Raw genomic sequence first — 20,315 nt, 5'->3', positions numbered from 1 at the left:
TTTTTGCGACAAATGAGACGTTTTGACACATGCGTAGCCGGCGATGCATTTTGCCGGTCAGGGCGGCAAAATCGACGAAATATGATTGAATTGGTTATGTTATTTTCCCAGTTTAGAATTATTCCAAGCTATTGATATCACGGCATATTCAGCGGCCGGCATTTGACAGAATTCGGACAAACCAGTCTTATAGGATCAGTATTGCGAATAACGCATGACCTTTAATGTTAGGGCCTTGAACCCTTGCGATTGGAGGAACCCTTGTCTGGTTCGAAAGTATTTCCAGGTTGCGGAACAATGTTTCCGGGCCAATTTCTGCAAAGCGCCACCCGTCCTGTCACCAGGAGAGGTTCTGACATTGTAAAACTGTCGGGATTTACGGGTATTTATTCTTATGAATATGGCGCTTAGACAACATGCTTGTATGTCATTGCAATATCATCACGCAGAAAGAAATCGAGAATACTATCACTGAACTTCTCGATGCTGACCCGTGGCAACTGATTGTCCCGGCAAAAGTCTACCATGCCATGCAGAAGCGCGGCCGCTGCTGTGGCTGCTTCCCAAACGTCGTTGAAACCATCATAAAGGTGACGGAAGAATATCACCTCCGCCACGGTTCAAACGATTCTGATGCTGTCTCGTTTATCGATCGTGTGCGGGCATTGCGTCACGAATACGGGAGTTCACGGCATGAAAGGCGACAAAAAGGTCATCGAGCGGCTTAACGAGGCACTTTTCCTCGAATTGGGAGCGGTCAACCAGTATTGGTTGCATTATCGCCTGCTGGACGATTGGGGTTACAAGCTGCTCGCCAAGAAGGAGCGCGCCGAATCCATCGAGGAAATGCAGCACGCTGACAAGATCATCGAGCGCATCATCTTCCTCGAAGGCCATCCAAACCTGCAGTCCATCGGCGCCCTGCGCATCGGCCAGAACATCAAGGAAGTTCTGGAAGCCGATCTGGCCGGCGAATATGACGCTGTGAAGTCGTACAAGAAGTCGCGTGAGATCTGCGCGGAAGTGGGCGACTACGTCACCAAGGAACTCTTTGACGAGCTTCTGAAGGACGAGGAAGGCCACATCGATTTCCTCGAGACCCAGCTCGACCTTCTCAAGCGCATCGGCGTCGAGAATTATGGTCAACTCAATGCGGCGCCAGCCGACGCCGCTGAATAAGCGGCCCATCGCATTCACAAAAAGGGCGCCCATGGGCGCCCTTTTCTTTTATATCGCGGCCAAACCTTATTTCGGCAGCTTGTCGTCCACGCCGGCAACGTAGAAGTTCATGCCGAGAATGGTCTTGTCGTCGGCGGTTTCACCAGCCTTCAGCCATTCGGAGCCGTCCTGCTTCTTGACCGGACCGGTGAAGGGCTTCAGCGCACCGGATGTGATCTTGGCCTGGGTTTCCTCGGCCAGCTTCTTCACATCGTCAGGCATGTTGGTGTAGGGCGCCATGACCACGAGGTTTTCATGCATGCCGTGGAAAACATTGTGCGTCTTCCATGTGCCATCGATCACGGCCTTGGCCCGTTCGATGTAGTAAGGGCCCCAATTGTCGACGATGGCGGTCAACTGGGTTTCCGGGCCGAACTTGATCATGTCGGAAGCCTGGCCGAATGCCTTGATCTTGCGTTCCGCCGCAACCTGCATCGGCGCTGTCGAATCCGTGTGCTGGGTGATGATATCGACGCCCTGGTCGACCAGAGCCTTGGCGGCATCCGCTTCCTTGCCCGGATCGAACCAGGCATTGGCCCAGATCACCTTGACCTTGAAGTTCGGGTTGACCGACTGCGCACCCAGCATGAAGGAGTTGATGCCCTGCACCACTTCGGGGATCGGGAATGAACCGATATAACCGGCAACGCCAACCTTGGACAGCTTGGCGGCAATCACGCCCTGTACGTAGCGGCCTTCATAGAAGCGCGAATTGTACACGGCGACATTGTCGGCCGTCTTGTAGCCGGTCGCGTGTTCGAACTTCACATTCGGGAACTTCTGCGCAACCTTGATCGTCGCATCCATGTAGCCGAACGAGGTCGTGAAGATCAGCTTGTTGCCGGCACGCGCCAGACGCTCGATCGAACGCTCCGCATCCGCCCCTTCAGGCACGCTTTCGAGGAAGGTTGTCTCGACCTTGTCGCCAAGCGCCCTTTCCATCTCCTTGCGGCCCTGATCGTGCTGGTAGGTCCAGCCGAAATCACCGGGCGGTCCGATATAGATGAAGCCGACCTTCAGTTTGTCTTCGGCATGGGCCGCGCCCGCAACGGCAAAGCTGGCAGCCATGGACAGCGCCATAAGCAGTTTTTTCATTCGTGTTCACCTCTCTGTTAAACCAAAAGCCTTGTCTTTTATTCTCGCCCGGCTGCTCAGCGGTCGGGCACGAAGGGTTTGCCGAGGGATGTCGGCGTATTCATCAGGGTCAGCCGCTTGTTCCGCGAAATCAGAACAAGCACGATAATCGTTGCCAGATAAGGCAGCGACGACATGAACTGCGAGGGTATGCCGATGCCAAGCGCCTGGGCGTGCAGCTGGCCGATGGTGACCGCGCCGAAGAGGTAGGCGCCCGCCAGAATCCGCCATGGCCGCCACGAGGCGAACACCACCAGTGCAAGCGCGATCCATCCCCGGCCCGACGTCATGTTTTCCACCCATTGCGGCACATAGACGAGCGATAGTTGCGCACCGGCGAGCCCGGCGCAAGCGCCCCCGAACATCACGGCGAGATAACGCACCCGAATGACCCGCACGCCAAGCGCATGCGCCGAGGTATGATTGTCACCGACAGCGCGCAATGTCAGTCCGGCACGGGTGCGGAACAGGAACCATGTGACGCCGATGGTCAGAAGGATCGACATATAGAAAATCGGATCCTGTCCGAACAGGAATTTCCCGACGACCGGCAAATCCGTCAGCACCGGAATATTCAGGGACTGCATCCGCACGCCGGGCAGCCCGACAAAACTCTCGCCGATCATGGCGGAAGCGCCAAGCCCGAGCAGCGTCAAAGCCAGGCCCGTTGCCACCTGATTGGTCACCAGCGTCAGCGTCAGGAAACCGAACAGCAGCGAAAAGGCAGCCCCGGCCAGAATGGCTGCGAACATGCCGAGCCATGCCGATCCGGTGAGCTGCGCAACGCCGAAGCCGGCAACAGCACCCATGATCATCATGCCTTCGACGCCGAGATTGAGCACGCCGGAGCGTTCCACGACAAGTTCGCCCATGGCAGCGATCAGCAAGGGCGTTGCGGCTGTGGCAACCGTCAGGAGAATGGCTTCGAACATGCCCATGTCATGCCCCCTTTGCTGCGGCGTCGCTATGCCGGGTGACGAAGCGGATGCGGTAATAGATGAGCGTGTCGCTCGCCAGCACGAAGAACAGGATGATGCCCTGGAAGATACGCGCCGATTTCTCGGAAATGCCGAGCGAAACCTGTGCAGCTTCGCCGCCCAGATAGGACAGCGCCAGAACCAGCCCTGCGGCGACAATGCCAAGCGGATTGAGGCGGCCAAGGAAGGCAACGATGATGGCGGTGAAGCCATAGCCGGGCGAGATCGTCGTGCGCAATTGCCCGACAGCACCGGAAACCTCGGCAATTCCGGCCAGCCCGGCCAGCGCCCCGGAGACGAGGAACGCGAAGAATGTCAGGCGCCCGGCGCTGAAACCGGCAAAACGCCCTGCCCGCGCGCTGCGTCCCAGCACCTTGATTTCAAAGCCGTTCAGCGTGCGCGACAGCATGAACCAGACAAGGAGTGCGGCGACAATCGCCAGAACAAAACCCCAATGCGCCCGCCCCGATGAAGCCCATATCTCGGGAAGGATGGCACTGGAATTGAACTGCACCGTTTCGGGGAAGTTGAAACCCTGCGGGTTGCGCCACGGGCCGCGCACGATCCAGTCGAGGAACAGCTGTGCCACGTAGACCAGCATCAGGCTCGTCAGAATCTCGTTGGTGTTGAACCGCACCTTGAGGAACGCCGGGATGGTCGCATAGGCCATCCCGCCTGCCATGCCCAGCAGCAGCATCATCGGCAGGACATACCAGCCCTGAAAATCCGGAAAAACCACCGGCAGGATCGATCCGGCGATCCCGCCCATGATCAATTGCCCCTCCGCGCCGATATTCCAGTTGTTGGAGAGGAAGCAGACGGACAGCCCCACGGCGATCAGGATCAGCGGCGCTGCCTTCACCAGCAGTTCGTGCCACGACCAGATCTCGGTCAGCGGCTCGACGAAATAGGAATAGAGCGCGGAAACCGGGTTCTTGCCAAGCAGCGCAAACAGGATGGCGCCGGCAATCAGCGTGAGGAACAGGGCGATGAACGGCGACAGCGCACTGAACAGCGCCGAATGTTGCTGACGTCTGACCAATTCGACACGCATCAGGCCGCCCCTGTACTTGCATGGGCCGACGCGGTATCGGCACCGCCCATCATCAAACCGACACGTTCCATGTTCATCGCTTCAATCGGGACCGATTGCGACAGGCGCCCATGCACCATGGCGGCAATCCGGTCGGAGATTTCAAAGAGTTCATCGAGATCCTGGCTGATCACGATCACGGCGGAACCGCTGCGCGCAAGATCGACAAGCGCCTGCCGGATATGGGCGGCAGCACCGGCGTCGACGCCCCAGGTCGGCTGGTTGACCACCAGAACGGCTGGATTGCGGTCCAGTTCGCGCCCGATCAGAAACTTCTGGAGGTTTCCGCCGGAAAGCGCTGATGCATCTGGGTTTTCCGCACTTTTACGAACGTCCATCTGTGCGACGATCCGCTTTGCTGCAAGGGCAAGGCTGGATTGCTGGAGCAGCCGCAACAGGCCGCCGCCGAGGAAGACTTTTCCATCGGTGGCGTAGCGCGACAACAGCAGATTGTCGGTCAGCGACATATTGGGAACCGCACCATGCCCCAAACGTTCTTCCGGCACAAAGGCAGCGCCCAGCCTGCGCCGCGCGGAGATGCCGGATCGTCCGGTGTCCCGGCCGCGAATACGGACAATATCCGGCCGTTCCTGCAGCACTTCGCCGGATATGGCTTCGAACAGTTCGCCCTGTCCGTTGCCGGCGACACCGGCGATGCCAAGAATTTCACCCGGATTGACCGCCAGCCGGATATCATGCAGCGACACGGAAAACGGGCCGCGCGGCTTCTGTGACAGGCCGTTGACTTCAATCAGTGCCGATTGGGTTGCTGGCGCCGCGTTCGGACGGCGCTCGATGACATGGATGTCGCTGCCAACCATCATGCGCGCCAGAGAACCTGCGGTTTCCTGGCGCGGATCGCACTGGCCGACGACCTTGCCGTGGCGCAGCACCGTGGCCCGGTCGCACAGCCGCCGCACCTCTTCCAGCCTGTGGCTGATATAGAGGATCGATTTTCCCTCCGACTTCAATCGCTCCAGCGTGACAAACAACAGGTCGGCTTCCTGCGGCGTCAGCACCGATGTCGGTTCGTCGAGAATGATCAGGTCGGGATTTTGCAGCAGGCAGCGGATAATCTCGATACGCTGGCGTTCGCCCACGGAAAGATCGCCGACGAGGGCATCAGGATCAACCGGCAGACCATAGGTCCGGCCGATGTCCCGCGCCTTTGCGGCGATCGTGTTGAGGTCGGTTTTCTCATCGAGCGATAGCGCGATGTTCTCGGCGGCCGTCAGGGCATCGAAAAGCGAAAAATGCTGGAAAACCATGCCGATACCGAGCGATCTTGCCATCGCCGGATTGGCGACGGCAACCGCTTTGCCCTTCCAGCCGATCTCACCCGAAGTCGGCTGCAGCGCGCCGAACAGCATTTTGACCAGCGTGGATTTACCAGCGCCGTTTTCCCCCAGAAGGGCATGAATTTCTCCGGTGCCGATTGTCAGGTCGATCCCGTCGCAGGCTTTCAGAGAGCCGAAAATTTTGGTGAGCCCGGTTGCTTCCAGAAGTGGATGCCCAGCCCCGTTTTCATCGCTTATGCTTGTCATAGTTCCCCACGGCCCAGGACGATTATTCTGAAGTGCCCCTAACCATTTCCGATCCTATGTCGGGCAGCATCGATTTGGGAAGTGCAAAACCAGAGGTTGCGGCCTTTTGCGCACACTATTCAAGCATCTTTTTCAGCGGCTTAAGGAATGAGCACTGTTGTTCCGGTCGTTTTGCGCGCTTCAAGATCGCGATGCGCCGTCGCCGCGTCCTTGAGGGCATAGGTCTGACCGATATCGATGCGCACCACACCGCTTTCCACCTGGTCAAAAAGCGCACGCGCCGCATTTTCAAGCGCAGCCCGCGCCGCGACATAGACGAACAATGTCGGCCGCGTCAGGTAGAGGGAGCCCTTGCGCGACAGGATGCCAAGATCGAATGGCGCAACCGGACCGGATGACTGGCCAAAGCAGACGAGCATGCCGCGCGGACGCAGGCAGTCCAGAGACCCGTCGAATGTATCCTTGCCGACGGAATCGTAGACCACGTCGACACCCCTGCCGCCGGTAATTTCCTTCACCCGTTCGACAAAGTTCTCGGTGCGATAGTTGATGACATGGTCGAAACCGTTCTCGAGCGCCAGCTTCACCTTCTCGTCCGAACCGGCGGTGCCGATGACGGTCGCGCCGAGATGCTTGGCCCATTGGCCGGCTATGAGCCCGACACCGCCGGCGGCCGCGTGAAACAGGATCGTGTCGCCCTGCTTGACCGGAAAGGTTTCCCGCAGGAGATAATAGGCCGTCATGCCCTTCAGCATCATCGAACCGGCCTGCTGGAAGGAAATGGAGTCCGGGACCTTGACCAGGCGGTCCGCCGGCATGATGCGTTCCTCCGCATAGGCGCCGATCGGATTGACATAGGCGACGCGATCGCCCGGTTTCACATCGGTAACACCGGGACCGACGCTGAGCACGACGCCCGCGCCCTCATTGCCCGGAATGAGCGGCAGACCGCCGGGCGACGGATAGAGGCCGGTGCGGAAATAGACATCGATGAAATTCAGGCCGATGGCCTCATTGCGCATACGCACTTCGCCGGGGCCTGGCTCACCGACGGTAACATCTTCATAGACCAGCGCTTCAGGACCACCCGTCTGATGAATACGAATTGCCTTGACCATCATGCCTTCTCCGTCCGTCCAAGATTGGGAAATGCCTGCATCACCGCCCCGATGAGGAACAGGTAGATGCCTGTGACCGAAATACCGACCCGCACCCAGAGGGGCGAATCCAGATGCTGGTACAGCGAAAGTACGCCGAAAGCGCACCACAGGAAGAAAATCGTGAGATTCAGCGGCCGCAGGCGCTGCACGCGCACCGGGTGCAGGAAATAGATCGGCAGGAATGAAACGATGGCGGCACCGAGGACAATGGCAAATGCCACCCATTCGCCGGGCTTGACGATGAACAGGGTGAACACCAGCATGTTCCAGACGACCGGAAAGCCCTTGAAGAAGTTTTCCTTCGTCTTCATGCCCGTATCGGCATAGTAGATCGCACTGGATACGACGATGATCGCCGCCGCCAGAAAGGACAGGCCCTCGCCCATGAAGCCGCGCTGATACAGCGCGAAGGCCGGGATGAGCACATAGGTCATGTAGTCGATGATGTTGTCGAGCAGCTCGCCCGACCAGTTGGGCAGCACATATTTGACTTCGAGCTTGCGGGCGATCGGCCCATCGATGCCGTCGACGAACAACGCCAGCCCCAGCCACCAGAACATGGCCGTCCAGCTTCCTTCGCTGGCCGCGACCACCGAGAGGAACGCCAGGAAGGAACCGGAGGCGGTCAACAAATGCACCGAGAAGGCCTTGGCTTGTGGTGCCGTCACTTTTTTGGGTTTAACACCCCGGGGCAAAGTTGGTTTTTTCACGGTCCGCGCCAATCTGCTGCATGATACTGATCCGCTTGTCGCTATATGTTACCAAGGACAAACGATTTGCGAGCAGCTTTTCTTGAAAACGACCCAAAGCGCAAGCAATGTTCCTGATATAAACTGTTGAAAGCCAAAACGGCTTGGAAGCGGAGACAGATGATGACCAGCACCCGAACGGATCCCATTGTTGTTGCAGGAACCGGTCATGTCGGCCTGATTGCCGCCATTGCCCTTGGTCAGCGCCTTGAAAACGTCGTCAGTCTCGGTGTTGTCCCCACCGGCACGGACAAGCGCACGACGGCTCTGATGATGCCCGCCATCCGTTTTCTCCAGCGTATCGGTCTCTGGGACAGCATTGCGCCACATGCTGCGCCCATCGGATCCATGCGCATTCTCGATGGCACGAACCGGCTGGTCAGAAGCCCTGTGGTGACATTCGAAGCCGCCGAGATCGACGAAGACGCCTTTGGCTACAACATCCCCAATGCTGCGCTCACCAAAACGCTCAGCGATGCGCTGAAGCAATCGCCGGTCCGCCATGTCGCCGCGTCGGCAACCCACTATCATCCGGTGGACAATGCCATGGCAGTCGAAGCCAGTGATGGTTCGGTGTTCACCGCCAACATCGTTATTGCCGCCGATGGCCGCTCGTCCCTGGCCCGGGAAGCCGCCGGTATCTCGGCGCGCACCTGGCAGTACAACCAGACTGCGGTGGTGCTCAGCTTCAGCCACACACGCGATCATCATGATATTTCAACGGAATTTCACACGGAGCATGGCCCATTCACGCAGGTGCCGCTTGCGGGGAAACGGTCAAGCCTCGTCTGGGTGACGACACCTGCCCATGCCGCGGAACTTTTGGACCTGAATGCGGAACAGCTGGCGGTCCGCGTCGAGGAACGCATGCAGTCCATGCTCGGCGCCGTCACCATCGATGTCGAAGCACAGGCCTGGCCGCTGTCCGGCCTTGTCCCGAACGCCTTTGCCCGCAACCGCGTGTTTCTGGCGGGCGAATCGGCGCATGTGTTTCCGCCCATCGGGGCGCAGGGACTCAATCTCGGTGTCCGGGACGTGGAAACACTGCTTGATACCCTGCCGTCCGATGGCGGCGATCTTGGCGCCACGGCGGTTGTTTCAGCCTATAACCGCAGGCGCAGCCCCGATATCATTGCCCGCACCGGCGCGGTCGATGCACTGAACCGGTCATTGCTGTCGGATTTCCTGCCCGTGCAGATGGTCCGCAGCGGCGGCCTGGAGCTGCTCCGCACCTTCTCGCCGCTGCGCAGTTTTCTCATGCGTGAGGGTCTGCGCCCCGGCAGCGGCTTTCGCTGGCCACGCCGGGAAGCAAAGCGCGCCTAAACGAGAACAAAGTCCATCAGCAGCTTGATGTTCAGCACGGCAATCACCACCGCAATGATCATGGCAAGCACCGTGAGCCATTTCGGCGAGACCAGCACACCCATTTTGGTCTTGCTGGCGGTGAAGATGACCAGAGGGAATACGGCAAAGGACAGCTGAAGACTGAGCACGACCTGCGTCAGGATCAAAAGCTTGGCCGTTCCGCTGTCACCGTACCAGACCGTCACCGCCCCCGCTGGAACAATGGCAATGGCACGGGTGATCAACCGGCGCAGCCAGGGCGCCAGCCTGATTTTCAAAAAGCCTTCCATCACGATCTGTCCGGCCAGCGTCGCCGTCACCGTCGAGTTGATGCCGCAGCACAGCAAGGCGATACCGAACAGGGTCGGGGCGAAACCCCAGCCGAGGAGCGGCGCGAGCAGTGAGTGCGCTTCACCGAGTTCCGCCACTTCGGTCCGCCCCGTCTTGTTGAAGGTCGCGGCGGCAAGGATCAGGATCGCCGCATTGATGACCAGGGCAAAGGTCAGCGCAATGGTGGAGTCCCACGTGGCATACTTCAGCGCCTGACGTTTTTCCGGCGTGGTGTGGCCATAGTCGCGCGTCTGGATGATGCCGGAGTGCAGATAGAGATTGTGCGGCATCACCGTCGCGCCGAGAATGCCAAGCGCGAGATAGAGCATTTCCGGGTTGGTGACGATTTCCGTTGTCGGCGCAAATCCCTTGATCACGGCGGCCCAATCGGGATCCGCGAGGAAAATCTGGATGCCGAAGCACAGCGCGATCACGCCCAGCAGCGTGATGATCAGCGCTTCCACCCAGCGGAAGCCAAGCTTTTGCAGATAGAGGATCAGGAAAACATCGAGCGCGGTGATGAGGACGCCGAGTTCAAGCGGGATGCCGAAAATCAGGCTGAGACCGATCGCGGTGCCGATGACTTCGGCAATGTCCGTGGCAATGATGGCAAGCTCCGCCATGAACCAGAGCGTATAGGCAACCGGCCTTGGAAAGGCATCGCGGCAGGCCTGCGCCAGGTCCCTGCCCGATCCGATCGCCAGACGCGCGCAAAGCGCCTGCAGGACCACGGCCATGATGTTGGAGACCAACGCGACGACAAGCAGCGTGTAGCCGAACTTCGAACCGCCGGCCAGCGATGTCGCCCAGTTTCCCGGATCCATATAGCCCACGGCAACCAGATAGCCCGGTCCCACAAAGGCTGCGGCCCTGCGCCAACCCGGTCCCGCTGTCCTGACAGCGACCGAGCGATGCACATCCGAAAGCGATGCATCACCCCGTTCGCGCCGCCAGCCTTCGTCCGTATCGGCTGCCTGCCGCAAGGAATCCATGAAATACCTCTAATCGCAATTGCAAATCATTCGCAATAGTACACAGAAAGCCTTTGCCCACAAGGGCCGTCTTCCTGCGACGAAACAGCCCACGTCGGGAGGGAAAGACGCCAGCATGTCCGGGAGAGTTCGAAAAGCCTGCAGCACGTTTTGTGCGTGGTTCGACAAGCTCACCATGAGGGAAAGTGAGGATTGCAGGGAGCCATGTTCTGCAAGGTTCACGATTAGCGTGCAGCCCTCCACCTCCCTCATGGTGAGCTTGTCGAACCACGCACAATGGTCATGCCTTCATTGTCTGGAAAACACAGGCGCCGCGACAGACAAAACCTGCAGGCATCACCTCAGATCAGTGCAAAAACACCCGCATTCACTTTTGCGTCCGTCACTTGCCCGAAATCCGGCACCGCATATTCGGCAATGAGCCGGAGCCGGTCGTGCGGAAGATGTGCCCGGCCGGGATCGCCGATAAGGACCTTGGCGCCCGCCAGAAGACAGCGATCGAGGAAAAGCAGAACGCGCTGCGCGAGATCGGGCGCGTAAAACAGATCGCCAACAGCAACCAGATCGACATCCATTGCCGGGCCAGCCGTCAGATCCGCATGCATCGTTGTCAAGCTGACACCATTGAGATCGGCATTGAGCTGTTGCGCGGCAATGGCATTTCCGTCTGTTTCAGCGGCGGTCACGTGGATCGCACCTGCCTTTGCCGCCGCTATGCCAACAATCCCTGAACCCGATCCAAGATCCAGCACGCGCTGCCCTTTCACGACCTCCGGGTGATCGAGAAAATAACGGGCGAGCACTGCACCGCCAGCCCAATGATAGGCCCAGTATGGCGGTTCGGGATCGGGATTGGCATGGGAGGCGATAAGGCGGCGCAATCCGCTCGCCGGCGTGGCGCTGTGGAGCACAATTTCCGGAACTGCCGGGACAGCCATGACAGGCATATGCGCCTGAATGAATTCCGCACGATCTATGGTCAAAAGCGCTCCGGCAACACGGCCACGGCCCGGCCGTTCGCCGGGTGACCTGCAGTTCCTTATCAGGGAATGAGGCCGTGCGTCATCACGTAAAGCCACAGGGTCAGGGTCACGACCGAAAACAGCGTGGTTGCCAGGATGCTGCTCGAAGCCCGTTCGACCCAGACACCATATTGCTGGGCAATGACGAAGACATTGGTTGCCGTCGGCAGCGCCGCCAGCAGCATGGCGGTGTACACCCAGACCGGCGGGAAATCGCCGGCAAGGTGAAGGATGGCGTAGATAAGCAATGGCTGGAAAACCAGCTTGATCGGGACAATCAGATAGAGTTCCGGCGGCACCCGCTTCAGGGGGCGCAAGGCAAGGGTGACGCCCATGGCAAAGAGTGCACAGGGTGCGGCAGCCTTGGCCAGCAGATCAATGAGCTTGTCGATGGATGCAGGTGGTTCGAACCCGGTGACAGCAGCCGCGACGCCCAGAATGGTTGCGATGATGAAGGGGTGCAGGACGATCTTCTTGAGCACACTGACCGCCAGTTCATGCGGGCGGCGCTTGTCTTTGCCGGACAACGCCATCATGAGGGGCGCCATGACAAAATGCAGCGTGTTGTCAAAACAGAAGATCAGGGCAACCGGTACGGCAGCGGGCGCGCCGAAAGCCATGATGGCCAATCCCGGCCCCATATAACCGATATTGCCATAGGCGGCGGCGAGCCCTTGGATGGTGCTTTCGTCTATTTTGCGCGTTCTGAAAAAAGCAAAGCCGAACATCACCAGAAAAACACAAAGTGTTGATGCGGTGCAGCCAATAATAAAGGCCCACTGAGTCAGCTCAGCGACAGGTGTCTTTGAAAGGATCTGGAAAAACAGTGCCGGCAACGCCACATAGACAATGAAAACGTTCATCCATCCCAACGCCTCCAGCGGCTGACGACTGATGCGGGCAACCAGGAATCCCAGAAAGATCAGGCCGAAAAATGGGAGAACGAGATTGAAAACGCTGAGCATGACGAGCTTTGACTGTTGGGAAGCGACCGGAAATGGCAGGACGCCATCGATGCTCGCACGATTTGATGGAGACAGGTATGTCTCTGATATCTATAATGAATGATGATGATGAAACAAATACGCCACGCAAAATTTCAGATCGGGCAGGTTGTAAGCCACCGGATATTCGCTTTTCGCGGCGTAATTTTCGATGTCGATCCTGAATTCAACAACACCGAGGAATGGTATCAATCCATTCCCGAAGATATCCGGCCAAGCCGCGACCAGCCCTTTTACCATCTCTTTGCCGAGAACGCCGACAGCGAGTATGTGGCCTATGTCTCCGAGCAGAACCTTGTCGCCGATACATCCGGCGTTCCCCTGCGGCATCCGCAGATCAAGGACATGTTCGACAAGCCGCTAAACGGTGTCTACCGGGTCAAAAGTCCGCATATCAACTGAGTAACGGCACAATAAAAAAGGGACGCCAAAGCGTCCCTTTTTCGTGTCGATGGTTCGATCAGTTTCCGGCCTTGGCCTTCGCCTGCTCGGCCTTCATCTTGTCTTCGAATTCCTTCTGGCGCTTCTGGACTTCTTCCTGAAGCGTCTTCTGGCGATCTTCGATTTCCGACTGCTGCAGGCCGGGGCCGTCAAATGCCTGGCTGAAACCGGTCAGCGCAACGGTGATCGGATTTGGCTTGTTCTGGAAGTTGACCGAAGTCAGCGTCAGCTGATTGCCTTTCTTGAAGGCAGCGACGAGTTCATCCGACATGGCGACTTCCGAAATGCAGCGATCCGGGAAGCAGATGGCGAAATCGATCTTCTGGGTCTTGCCGCCATTGATCTGCAGTCCAACGCCCGGACCGATCAGACGGCCGGTCGGCACGGAAACCTGGAAAATCTTGCGATTGACCTTGCCCTTGATTTCGATGAGGTTGACGGCAGTCAGAAGCTGGCCGCTATCGGCGGTCACGATGTTCTGCGTGTTGCAGATGTCGTTTTCTTCCTGCTTGGAGCAAACCTTGAACCAACCCTGCGGCGTTCTCTGCTGCTGGGCTGATGCTGGTACTGCCGCGGCGGCGAGTAATGCAATTGCACCCGCGATGGATGCGGTTGCAGCGAATGTCTTCGGGTTGGACATGGTCAACTGGTTCCTTTCAGCGCACTTATCCGAAGTGTAACTTGATCACTTAGAATTGCTTTCTCTGGATTGGTTACCAAATGAGGCAACAGAGTGACCCTTCGTCTCGAACGCCGTGTTACACTGCATGTTAATGCAAATCCAGACTACTTTTAGGGTCAAGCCCCATTAACATGATCGAAATGGCGCCTGAAACGGCAAGAAGATGCCGCGCATGTTCCGGTTCGGCCTTAGGCCGGGCCGAAAGACGCATGCGCAAGTCGATATTTGGAGCATGGTCTTGCCCGAAAAGTCGAACAACTTTTCGGGACCATGCTCTGAGAGACGCGAAGGGCGGGGTCTTTCCCCCGGCCGAGCGGCTCGACACAGCAGCTTGCAGCCGTTTCGGCGTCCGGAGGATATGGTCCATTTGTCCGGCTTCATCGTCGCAAAGGCTTGACAATGAACCACATTGCCTTCGCCTTTGCTCCTTGTAACCGAACAAATGGCCTCATACCATTTCGACCAGATTAATGGGTCTTGACCCTAGCTCTGTTGTCATTTCAGGAAGATGATTACACCCCTTTGGCCGCAGAATCGTCATGAGATGGTAATCTCGTGGGCGAATCAAAGGAAAATCCCGCCAAAGGGACCATAAGGTTGAGACGATGCTGAAGAAAAGTTTCCAGATTCTGGCCCTGCTGACCATGACTTGTTCGATGACAAGCGCGGTTCTTGCCGAGCCAAAACATGGAATCGCCATGCGCGGCGAGCCTGCCCTGCCCGCTGATTACGCCTATTTCCCCTATGTGAATCCCGATGCGCCCAAGGGCGGCTCGATAACCTATGGTGTCGTCGGCACATTCGACAGTCTCAATCCCTTTCTGATCAAAAGCATGCGCACCTATGCGCGCGGCATGTTCGGCGATGCCGAATTTGGAAATCTGGTCTACGAAACGCTGATGCAGCGCAGCGCCGACGAGCCGTTCACCATGTATGGCTTGCTGGCGGAAAAGGTGGAGACCAACGAGGAACGCACATTCGTTGAATTCACGCTGAATCCGAAGGCAAAATGGTCCGATGGCCAGCCCGTCACGCCGGACGACGTGATCTTCACCTTCAATCTCCTGACGGAGAAAGGGCGCCCGCCCTTCAACACGCGGACGAAACTGATCTCGAAGATCGAACAGGTCGGGGAGCACGGCGTCCGCATCACGTTCAATGATCAGGCCAACCGGGAATTCCCCCTCATTCTCGCGCTGATGCCGGTTTTGCCGAAGCATGCCATCGATGCTGACAATTTCGACCGGTCGCCGCTTGCCATCCCGGTTGGCAGCGGGCCCTATGTGGTGTCGCAGGTGCAGCCGGGGCAGCGTATCGTCTTCAAGCGCGATCCCAATTACTGGGCGGCGGATTTGCCGAGCCGGCGCGGCTTCAACAATTACGACGTGATCACTGTCGAATATTTCCGCAATCTGCAGGCGCAGTTCGAAGCGTTCAAGAAGGGGGTTTTTGACGTGTTCATGGAAGGTGACCCGAACAAATGGGCCTCCTCCTACGGCTTTCCCGCCTTCAATGACGGACGTGTCGTCAAAAAGACGTTTGAGACCCACGCACCCGCCAATGTCTATGGATTTGTCTTCAACACCCGCCGCGACGAGTTCAAGGACAGATATGTCCGCGAGGCGCTCGCCCTGATGTTCGATTTCGAGTGGACCAACCGCAACCTCTATGCCGGACGCTATCAGCGCCTGGCCAGCTATTGGCAGGGCTCGGAATTGTCGGCGCTCGGAAAGCCCGCCGATGCAGCCGAACGCGCCATTCTTGCCCCGTACCCCGACGCAGTTCTTCCCGAAGTCATGGATGGCACCTACACGCCGGCCACGACGGACGGCTCGGGCCGCGACCGCAAGGAAATGAAGCGCGCCTACGATCTGCTCGTCAGCCGCGGTTACGCGATCAAGGACGAGCAGATGCTCGATCCGAACGGCAATGCGCTGAGTTTCGAAATTTTGACCCGCTCCGTGGCCGAGGAGCGTCTGGGTATCGCCTACAAACGTACGCTGGAGCGCCTGGGTATCGCGGTCACGATCCGCACGGTCGATGACGCGCAGTATCAGAAACGCCTGCAAACCTTTGATTATGATGTGATTCTTGGCGCCTATTCCGGGTCGCTATCCCCGGGATATGAACAATATGCCCGCTGGGGCAGCCAATCGAAGGACATCGAGGGCAGCTTCAACTATGCCGGCGTTGCCGACCCTGTTGTCGACGCGTTGATTGACAAGATGCTTGCCGTCCACGGCCAGTCGGAGTTTGTCAGCATCGTGCGCGCCCTCGACAGAGTGCTGATCTCCGGCCATTATATGGTGCCAATTTACTACCAGCCCGAGCAATGGATTGCCTATTGGGCGCATCTGCAACACCCGGACAAGACATCTCTCAACGGCTACCAGCTTCAGACGTGGTGGTCTGACAAACGATAGGTTGAACATCATGACCGAAAAGAAATTTACCATCGACGTTGTGTCGGATGTTGTCTGCCCCTGGTGCTTTGTCGGCCGCAAGCGGCTGGAGAGCGCCCTCGCGCTCAATCCCGATCTGGACGTGACGGTCAACTGGCGTCCGTTTCAGCTGGACCCGACGCTGCCGAAACAGGGCAAGGACCGCAACCGCTACATGACGGAGAAATTCGGCAGCTCGGACCGTATTTTTGAAGTGCATCAGCAATTGATCGAGCTCGGCAAGGAAGAAGGCATCGAGTTCGACTTCGAGGCCATCGAGATTGCCCCCAATACACTGGATGCGCATCGCCTGATCCGCTGGGCCTCGCAGGCCGGTCTCGATATCCAGGACAAGATCGTCGGCATTCTCTTTTCCTATTATTTTGAACAGGGAAAGAACATCGGCGACCATCAGGTGCTGATCGAAGCGGCTGAAGAAGGTGGCATGGACAGCGCCATCGTCGCGAGCCTGCTGCCGACCGATGCGGACAGCGTCGGCGTGCGCCAGGAAATCGACACCGCCAACCAGATCGGCGTGCGCGGTGTGCCCTGCTTCATCCTGGATCAGAAATACGCGGTCATGGGCGCACAGTCCGCCGATGCGCTGGCCGATGCCATCCGCCAGACAGCCGACGGTTTCGAACCCCGCCCGACCTGATATGAAGCGCCGGTGGAGGCTGGCCGCTATGCGGCGGCCAGTTTCGCCAGCTGGGTCATCACGACGGCCGCGCCATTCAGGCGCTTTTCCGCGGTTGGCCAATCGCGCACGAACACGATGCTCTGGTCCGGGCGGATTTTCGCCATCGAGCCCTGCTCGCCGATCATCTTCACCAATGCCGCCGGATTGCTGAACGTCTTGTTGCGGAACTGGATGACGATGCCCTTCGGCCCGGCATCGAGCTTGTCGACATTGGCACGGCGGCACAGCGCCTTGATGTAGACGATCTTGAGCAGATGCTGCACTTCATCAGGCAAAGGTCCGAACCGGTCGATCAGCTCGGCGCCAAAGCCGTCGATATCCTGCAGTTCCTCCAGGTCGGCGAGACGGCGATACAGCCCCAGCCGCAATTGCAGGTCCGGCACATAGGTTTCCGGAATCATCACCGCCGTACCGACCGCAATCTGCGGCGACCAGTGACCGTCCTCGACCTCGCCCGTCCCCTTGATCTCCGCGACCGCCTCTTCCAGCATCTGCTGATAGAGCTCGAAGCCGACTTCCTTGATATGGCCGGACTGTTCTTCGCCGAGCAGATTGCCCGCACCGCGAATATCCATGTCGTGGCTCGCCAGCTGGAAACCGGCGCCGAGCGTATCGAGCGATTGCAGCACTTTCAGCCGGCGGTCGGCCATCTGCGTCAGCATCTTGTTGGCCGGCAGCGTGAACAGGGCAAAAGCGCGCTGCTTCGACCGGCCGACACGGCCGCGCAACTGGTAGAGCTGGGCAAGGCCGAACATGTCGGCGCGGTGGATGATCAGCGTGTTGGCCGTCGGAATATCAAGACCGGATTCAACGATGGTTGTCGACAACAGCACATCATACTGCCCGTCATAGAAGGCATTCATGATGTCATCGAGTTCGCCGGGCGGCATCTGCCCGTGGGCGATGGCGACTTTCAGTTCCGGCACCTGTGAATCCAGAAAGTCCTTGATCTCGCCAAGGTCCGAAATGCGCGGGCAGACATAAAAGCTCTGACCGCCGCGATAGCGCTCGCGCAGCAATGTTTCGCGGATAACCAGCGGATCGAATGGCGAGACGAACGTGCGCACGGCCATGCGGTCGACCGGTGGCGTGGTGATGAGCGACAATTCGCGAACGCCAGTCAGCGCCAGCTGCAATGTGCGCGGGATCGGCGTTGCCGACAGGGTCAGCACGTGGACGTCCGATTTGAGATCCTTCAACCGTTCCTTGTGCTTGACGCCGAAATGCTGCTCTTCATCGATGATCAGAAGACCGAGATTCTTGAACTTGATGCCCTGCCCGAGCAAGGCATGGGTGCCGACGACAATATCGACCTGTCCTTCGGCAATACCCTTCTTGTTCTCGGCCAGTTCCTTGGCGCCCACCAGCCGGGATGCCTGCGCCACATTGACCGGCAATCCCTGAAACCGTGTTGAAAAGGTCTTGTAGTGCTGGCGCGACAACAGCGTGGTTGGTACGACCACGGCCACCTGAACCCCGTTGAGCGCCGCGACGAAGGCGGCACGCAGGGCCACTTCCGTCTTGCCGAAGCCGACATCGCCGCAGATCAGCCGGTCCATCGGCTTGCCAAGCGAGAGATCGTCAATGACGGCCTCAATGGCCCGGTCCTGATCTTCCGTCTCCTCATAGGGGAAACGCGCCGCAAACTCGCCGTAGAGACCATCGGGCGGCGTAAGCACGGGGGCGCCACGCATCTGCCGTTCGGCGGCAATGCGGATGAGGTGGCCGGCAATCTCCAGCAGGCGTTTCTTCAGCTTGGCCTTGCGCGCCTGCCAGGCCCCGCCGCCCAGCTTGTCGAGGACAGCTGTCGAGCTTTCCGAGCCAAACCGGGACAGGAGCTCGATATTTTCAACGGGCAGGAACAGGCGGTCATCGCCCGCATAGTGGATTTCCAGGCAATCATGCGGCGCACCGGCGGCCGTGATCGTCCGCAAGCCGACAAACCGGCCGATGCCATGATCGACGTGCACGACAATATCGCCCGCATTGAGCGCCGCCACTTCGCTGATGAAATCCTGATCGCGCTTGCGGCGCTTGGAACGGCGAATGAGCCGGTCGCCCAGAATATCCTGTTCGGCGACGACAACGAGATCGCCCGCGTCAAAACCGGTTTCCAGCGACAGGACACCAGCCGTGATCTTGTCGCGCGCCAGTGCCTTGACCGTGCGCAGGTCTTCGACCAGTTCGATCTTTTCCAGCCCGTGCTCGTTCAGAACCTGAATGAGCCGGTCACGCGAACCTTCACTCCATGCGGCCAGCAGCACTTTTTTGCCGGCTGCCCGCTCATCGGCAATATGCTTGACCACACTGTCAAACACATTGGCGTCCTTGGCCGTGCGTTCCTCGACAAAGGTGCGCCCGCGATGGGCGCCGGCGTGAATGACGGAGCGGCCGGTCGCGAACGGCGCATCGAACGGCGAGAAGTCAACGCGCATGCCCGAGGCCACCGCCGCGGCTTCCACCTCCGCCGGTGTCAGGTAGAGCGAGCCCGGCTCGACGGGCTTGTAGGGCACTGCCTCGCCCGGTTCCGTGCCATCCGACTGCTTCTTGCGCGCCTCATAGTGATCGACCACCATCTTGTGGCGCTCAGCCATGGCTTCATGCGCCAGATGATCGAAGATGACAGGCATGCGGCCCGCATGGTCGAAGACGGTTTCCATGCGCTCGTAGAACAGCGGCAGCCAGTGCTCCATGCCGGCAAAGCGGCGGCCTTCCGATATCGCCTGATACAGCGCATCGTCACGCGACGGCGCCCCGAATTTCTGCACATAGTGCGAGCGGAACCGGCTGATTGTCTCCGGCGAGAGCGTGATTTCGCTCATCGGCTGCATGGAGAATTCGGTTTTCTGGCTGGATGTGCGCTGCGATGCGGCATCGAATGTGCGGATGGATTCCAGCGTGTCCCCGAAGAAATCCAGCCGCAGCGGCTCTTCAGCGCCGGGTACGAACAGGTCGAGAATGCCGCCGCGCACGGCATACTCGCCCACATCCCGCACAGTTGAAACGCGCTCAAATCCATTGTTTTCAAGGCGCTGAACAAGCGCGTTCATGTCAATTCTGTTGCCGGGCTTCGCGAGAAAGAGCTGTTCGGCCAGGACTTTGCGCGGCGGCAGCTTTTGCAGCACCGCATTGGCGGTCGCAAGGATGACGCCGGGGTGTTTCTGGTCGCGCAGCGCCGCAAGGCCGGCCAGCGCCGCCAGGCGCCGCGCCGCCGTGTCCGAACCGGGCGACACGCGGTCATAGGGCAGACAGTCCCAGGCGGGCAGCTGCAGCACCGGCAGATCGGGCTGAACGAAGCCCAGCACCTGTTCGATGTCGGCGACGCGCTGACCATCGCTGGCGATGAACAGCACAGGACCGCCCGCTCCCGCCTCGGCGACCACCTTGGCAAGCGCAAATGCTTCATATCCGTCGACCACACCATCAATGACGACGTGTCCGTTGATATCCGGTTTCAGTCCGAGTTTGGAAAAGGCATTCATGT

At 58.9% G+C, this 20,315-nt stretch carries 17 protein-coding genes; 6 read left to right on the top strand and 11 right to left on the bottom strand.

Annotation, left to right across the window (positions count from 1 at the left end; translation table 11 throughout):
* The first annotated feature begins 416 nt into the window (after positions 1–416).
* Complete coding sequence (locus J1W56_RS11270; RefSeq protein ID WP_223613323.1) at positions 417–728, top strand: (2Fe-2S)-binding protein; 312 nt, start codon at positions 417–419, stop codon at positions 726–728.
* The gene (bfr, locus tag J1W56_RS11265; protein WP_105732751.1) at positions 694–1,179 is read left to right on the top strand and encodes a bacterioferritin; all 486 of its coding nucleotides are present in this window, start codon (positions 694–696) and stop codon (positions 1,177–1,179) included. The genes J1W56_RS11270 and bfr overlap by 35 nt, the downstream gene beginning before the upstream one ends.
* Before the next feature lie 66 nt (positions 1,180–1,245).
* Here bfr and J1W56_RS11260 read toward each other — a convergent pair whose 3' ends face one another.
* From J1W56_RS11260 to pcsA, 6 genes are all read right to left on the bottom strand, one after another.
* On the bottom strand, positions 1,246–2,313 hold the full coding sequence (locus J1W56_RS11260; protein ID WP_223613322.1) for a BMP family ABC transporter substrate-binding protein: 1,068 nt from the start codon (positions 2,311–2,313) through the stop codon (positions 1,246–1,248).
* A 56-nt stretch (positions 2,314–2,369) separates the two neighbouring features.
* Positions 2,370–3,290: an ABC transporter permease gene (locus tag J1W56_RS11255; RefSeq protein WP_223613321.1), complete on the bottom strand. Its 921-nt coding sequence runs from the start codon at positions 3,288–3,290 to the stop codon at positions 2,370–2,372.
* Position 3,291: 1 nt separating this feature from the next.
* The gene (locus J1W56_RS11250) at positions 3,292–4,383 is read right to left on the bottom strand and encodes an ABC transporter permease (protein ID WP_223613320.1); all 1,092 of its coding nucleotides are present in this window, start codon (positions 4,381–4,383) and stop codon (positions 3,292–3,294) included.
* Positions 4,383–5,966, bottom strand: coding sequence for an ABC transporter ATP-binding protein (locus J1W56_RS11245; protein WP_223613319.1), 1,584 nt, complete (start codon positions 5,964–5,966; stop codon positions 4,383–4,385). The genes J1W56_RS11250 and J1W56_RS11245 overlap by 1 nt, the downstream gene beginning before the upstream one ends.
* Positions 5,967–6,106: 140 nt before the next feature.
* A complete protein-coding gene (locus J1W56_RS11240; protein WP_223613499.1) occupies positions 6,107–7,084 on the bottom strand; it encodes a quinone oxidoreductase family protein in 978 nt (325 codons plus the stop codon).
* A complete protein-coding gene (gene pcsA, locus J1W56_RS11235) occupies positions 7,084–7,836 on the bottom strand; it encodes a phosphatidylcholine synthase (RefSeq protein ID WP_223613318.1) in 753 nt (250 codons plus the stop codon). Before pcsA ends, J1W56_RS11240 begins: the two co-directional genes overlap by 1 nt.
* 162 nt (positions 7,837–7,998) lie before the next feature.
* On the opposite strand from pcsA, the gene J1W56_RS11230 reads away from it, so the two are divergent.
* Positions 7,999–9,198, top strand: a complete 1,200-nt coding sequence (locus tag J1W56_RS11230) for a UbiH/UbiF family hydroxylase (protein WP_223613317.1) — start codon at positions 7,999–8,001, stop codon at positions 9,196–9,198.
* Here the strand turns inward: J1W56_RS11230 and J1W56_RS11225 are convergent.
* From J1W56_RS11225 to J1W56_RS11215, 3 genes are all read right to left on the bottom strand, one after another.
* A complete protein-coding gene (locus J1W56_RS11225) occupies positions 9,195–10,541 on the bottom strand; it encodes an Nramp family divalent metal transporter (RefSeq protein ID WP_223613316.1) in 1,347 nt (448 codons plus the stop codon). The two genes, J1W56_RS11230 and J1W56_RS11225, sit on opposite strands and share 4 nt — an antisense overlap.
* A gap of 341 nt (positions 10,542–10,882) precedes the next feature.
* Positions 10,883–11,524 carry a class I SAM-dependent methyltransferase gene (locus tag J1W56_RS11220; RefSeq protein ID WP_319025538.1) on the bottom strand — a complete coding sequence of 214 codons (642 nt, stop codon included), beginning with the start codon at positions 11,522–11,524 and terminating at the stop codon, positions 10,883–10,885.
* A gap of 59 nt (positions 11,525–11,583) precedes the next feature.
* The gene (locus J1W56_RS11215) at positions 11,584–12,528 is read right to left on the bottom strand and encodes an AEC family transporter (RefSeq protein WP_223613315.1); all 945 of its coding nucleotides are present in this window, start codon (positions 12,526–12,528) and stop codon (positions 11,584–11,586) included.
* A 102-nt stretch (positions 12,529–12,630) separates the two neighbouring features.
* Here J1W56_RS11215 and hspQ point away from each other — a divergent pair, with 102 nt between their 5' ends.
* Positions 12,631–12,969, top strand: coding sequence for a heat shock protein HspQ (gene hspQ / locus J1W56_RS11210; RefSeq protein ID WP_165401825.1), 339 nt, complete (start codon positions 12,631–12,633; stop codon positions 12,967–12,969).
* A 58-nt stretch (positions 12,970–13,027) separates the two neighbouring features.
* Here hspQ and J1W56_RS11205 read toward each other — a convergent pair whose 3' ends face one another.
* Positions 13,028–13,648 carry an invasion associated locus B family protein gene (locus tag J1W56_RS11205; protein ID WP_223613314.1) on the bottom strand — a complete coding sequence of 207 codons (621 nt, stop codon included), beginning with the start codon at positions 13,646–13,648 and terminating at the stop codon, positions 13,028–13,030.
* A 686-nt stretch (positions 13,649–14,334) separates the two neighbouring features.
* On the opposite strand from J1W56_RS11205, the gene J1W56_RS11200 reads away from it, so the two are divergent.
* Together J1W56_RS11200 and J1W56_RS11195 are read left to right on the top strand one after the other, a co-directional pair.
* Entirely contained in the window at positions 14,335–16,113 is a 1,779-nt protein-coding gene (locus J1W56_RS11200) for an extracellular solute-binding protein (RefSeq protein WP_223613497.1), read from the top strand.
* A 10-nt stretch (positions 16,114–16,123) separates the two neighbouring features.
* Entirely contained in the window at positions 16,124–16,789 is a 666-nt protein-coding gene (locus J1W56_RS11195; protein ID WP_223613313.1) for a DsbA family oxidoreductase, read from the top strand.
* Between the two features lie 26 nt (positions 16,790–16,815).
* Here J1W56_RS11195 and mfd read toward each other — a convergent pair whose 3' ends face one another.
* On the bottom strand, positions 16,816–20,313 hold the full coding sequence (gene mfd, locus J1W56_RS11190; RefSeq protein WP_223613312.1) for a transcription-repair coupling factor: 3,498 nt from the start codon (positions 20,311–20,313) through the stop codon (positions 16,816–16,818).
* Positions 20,314–20,315 lie beyond the last annotated feature (2 nt).

The sequence above is a fragment of the Phyllobacterium calauticae genome (genome assembly GCF_019991125.1).
Lineage (GTDB): Bacteria > Pseudomonadota > Alphaproteobacteria > Rhizobiales > Rhizobiaceae > Phyllobacterium > Phyllobacterium calauticae.
Note: the sequence above shows the minus strand (reverse complement) of the source record. Positions and strands in the feature narration are given on the sequence as shown.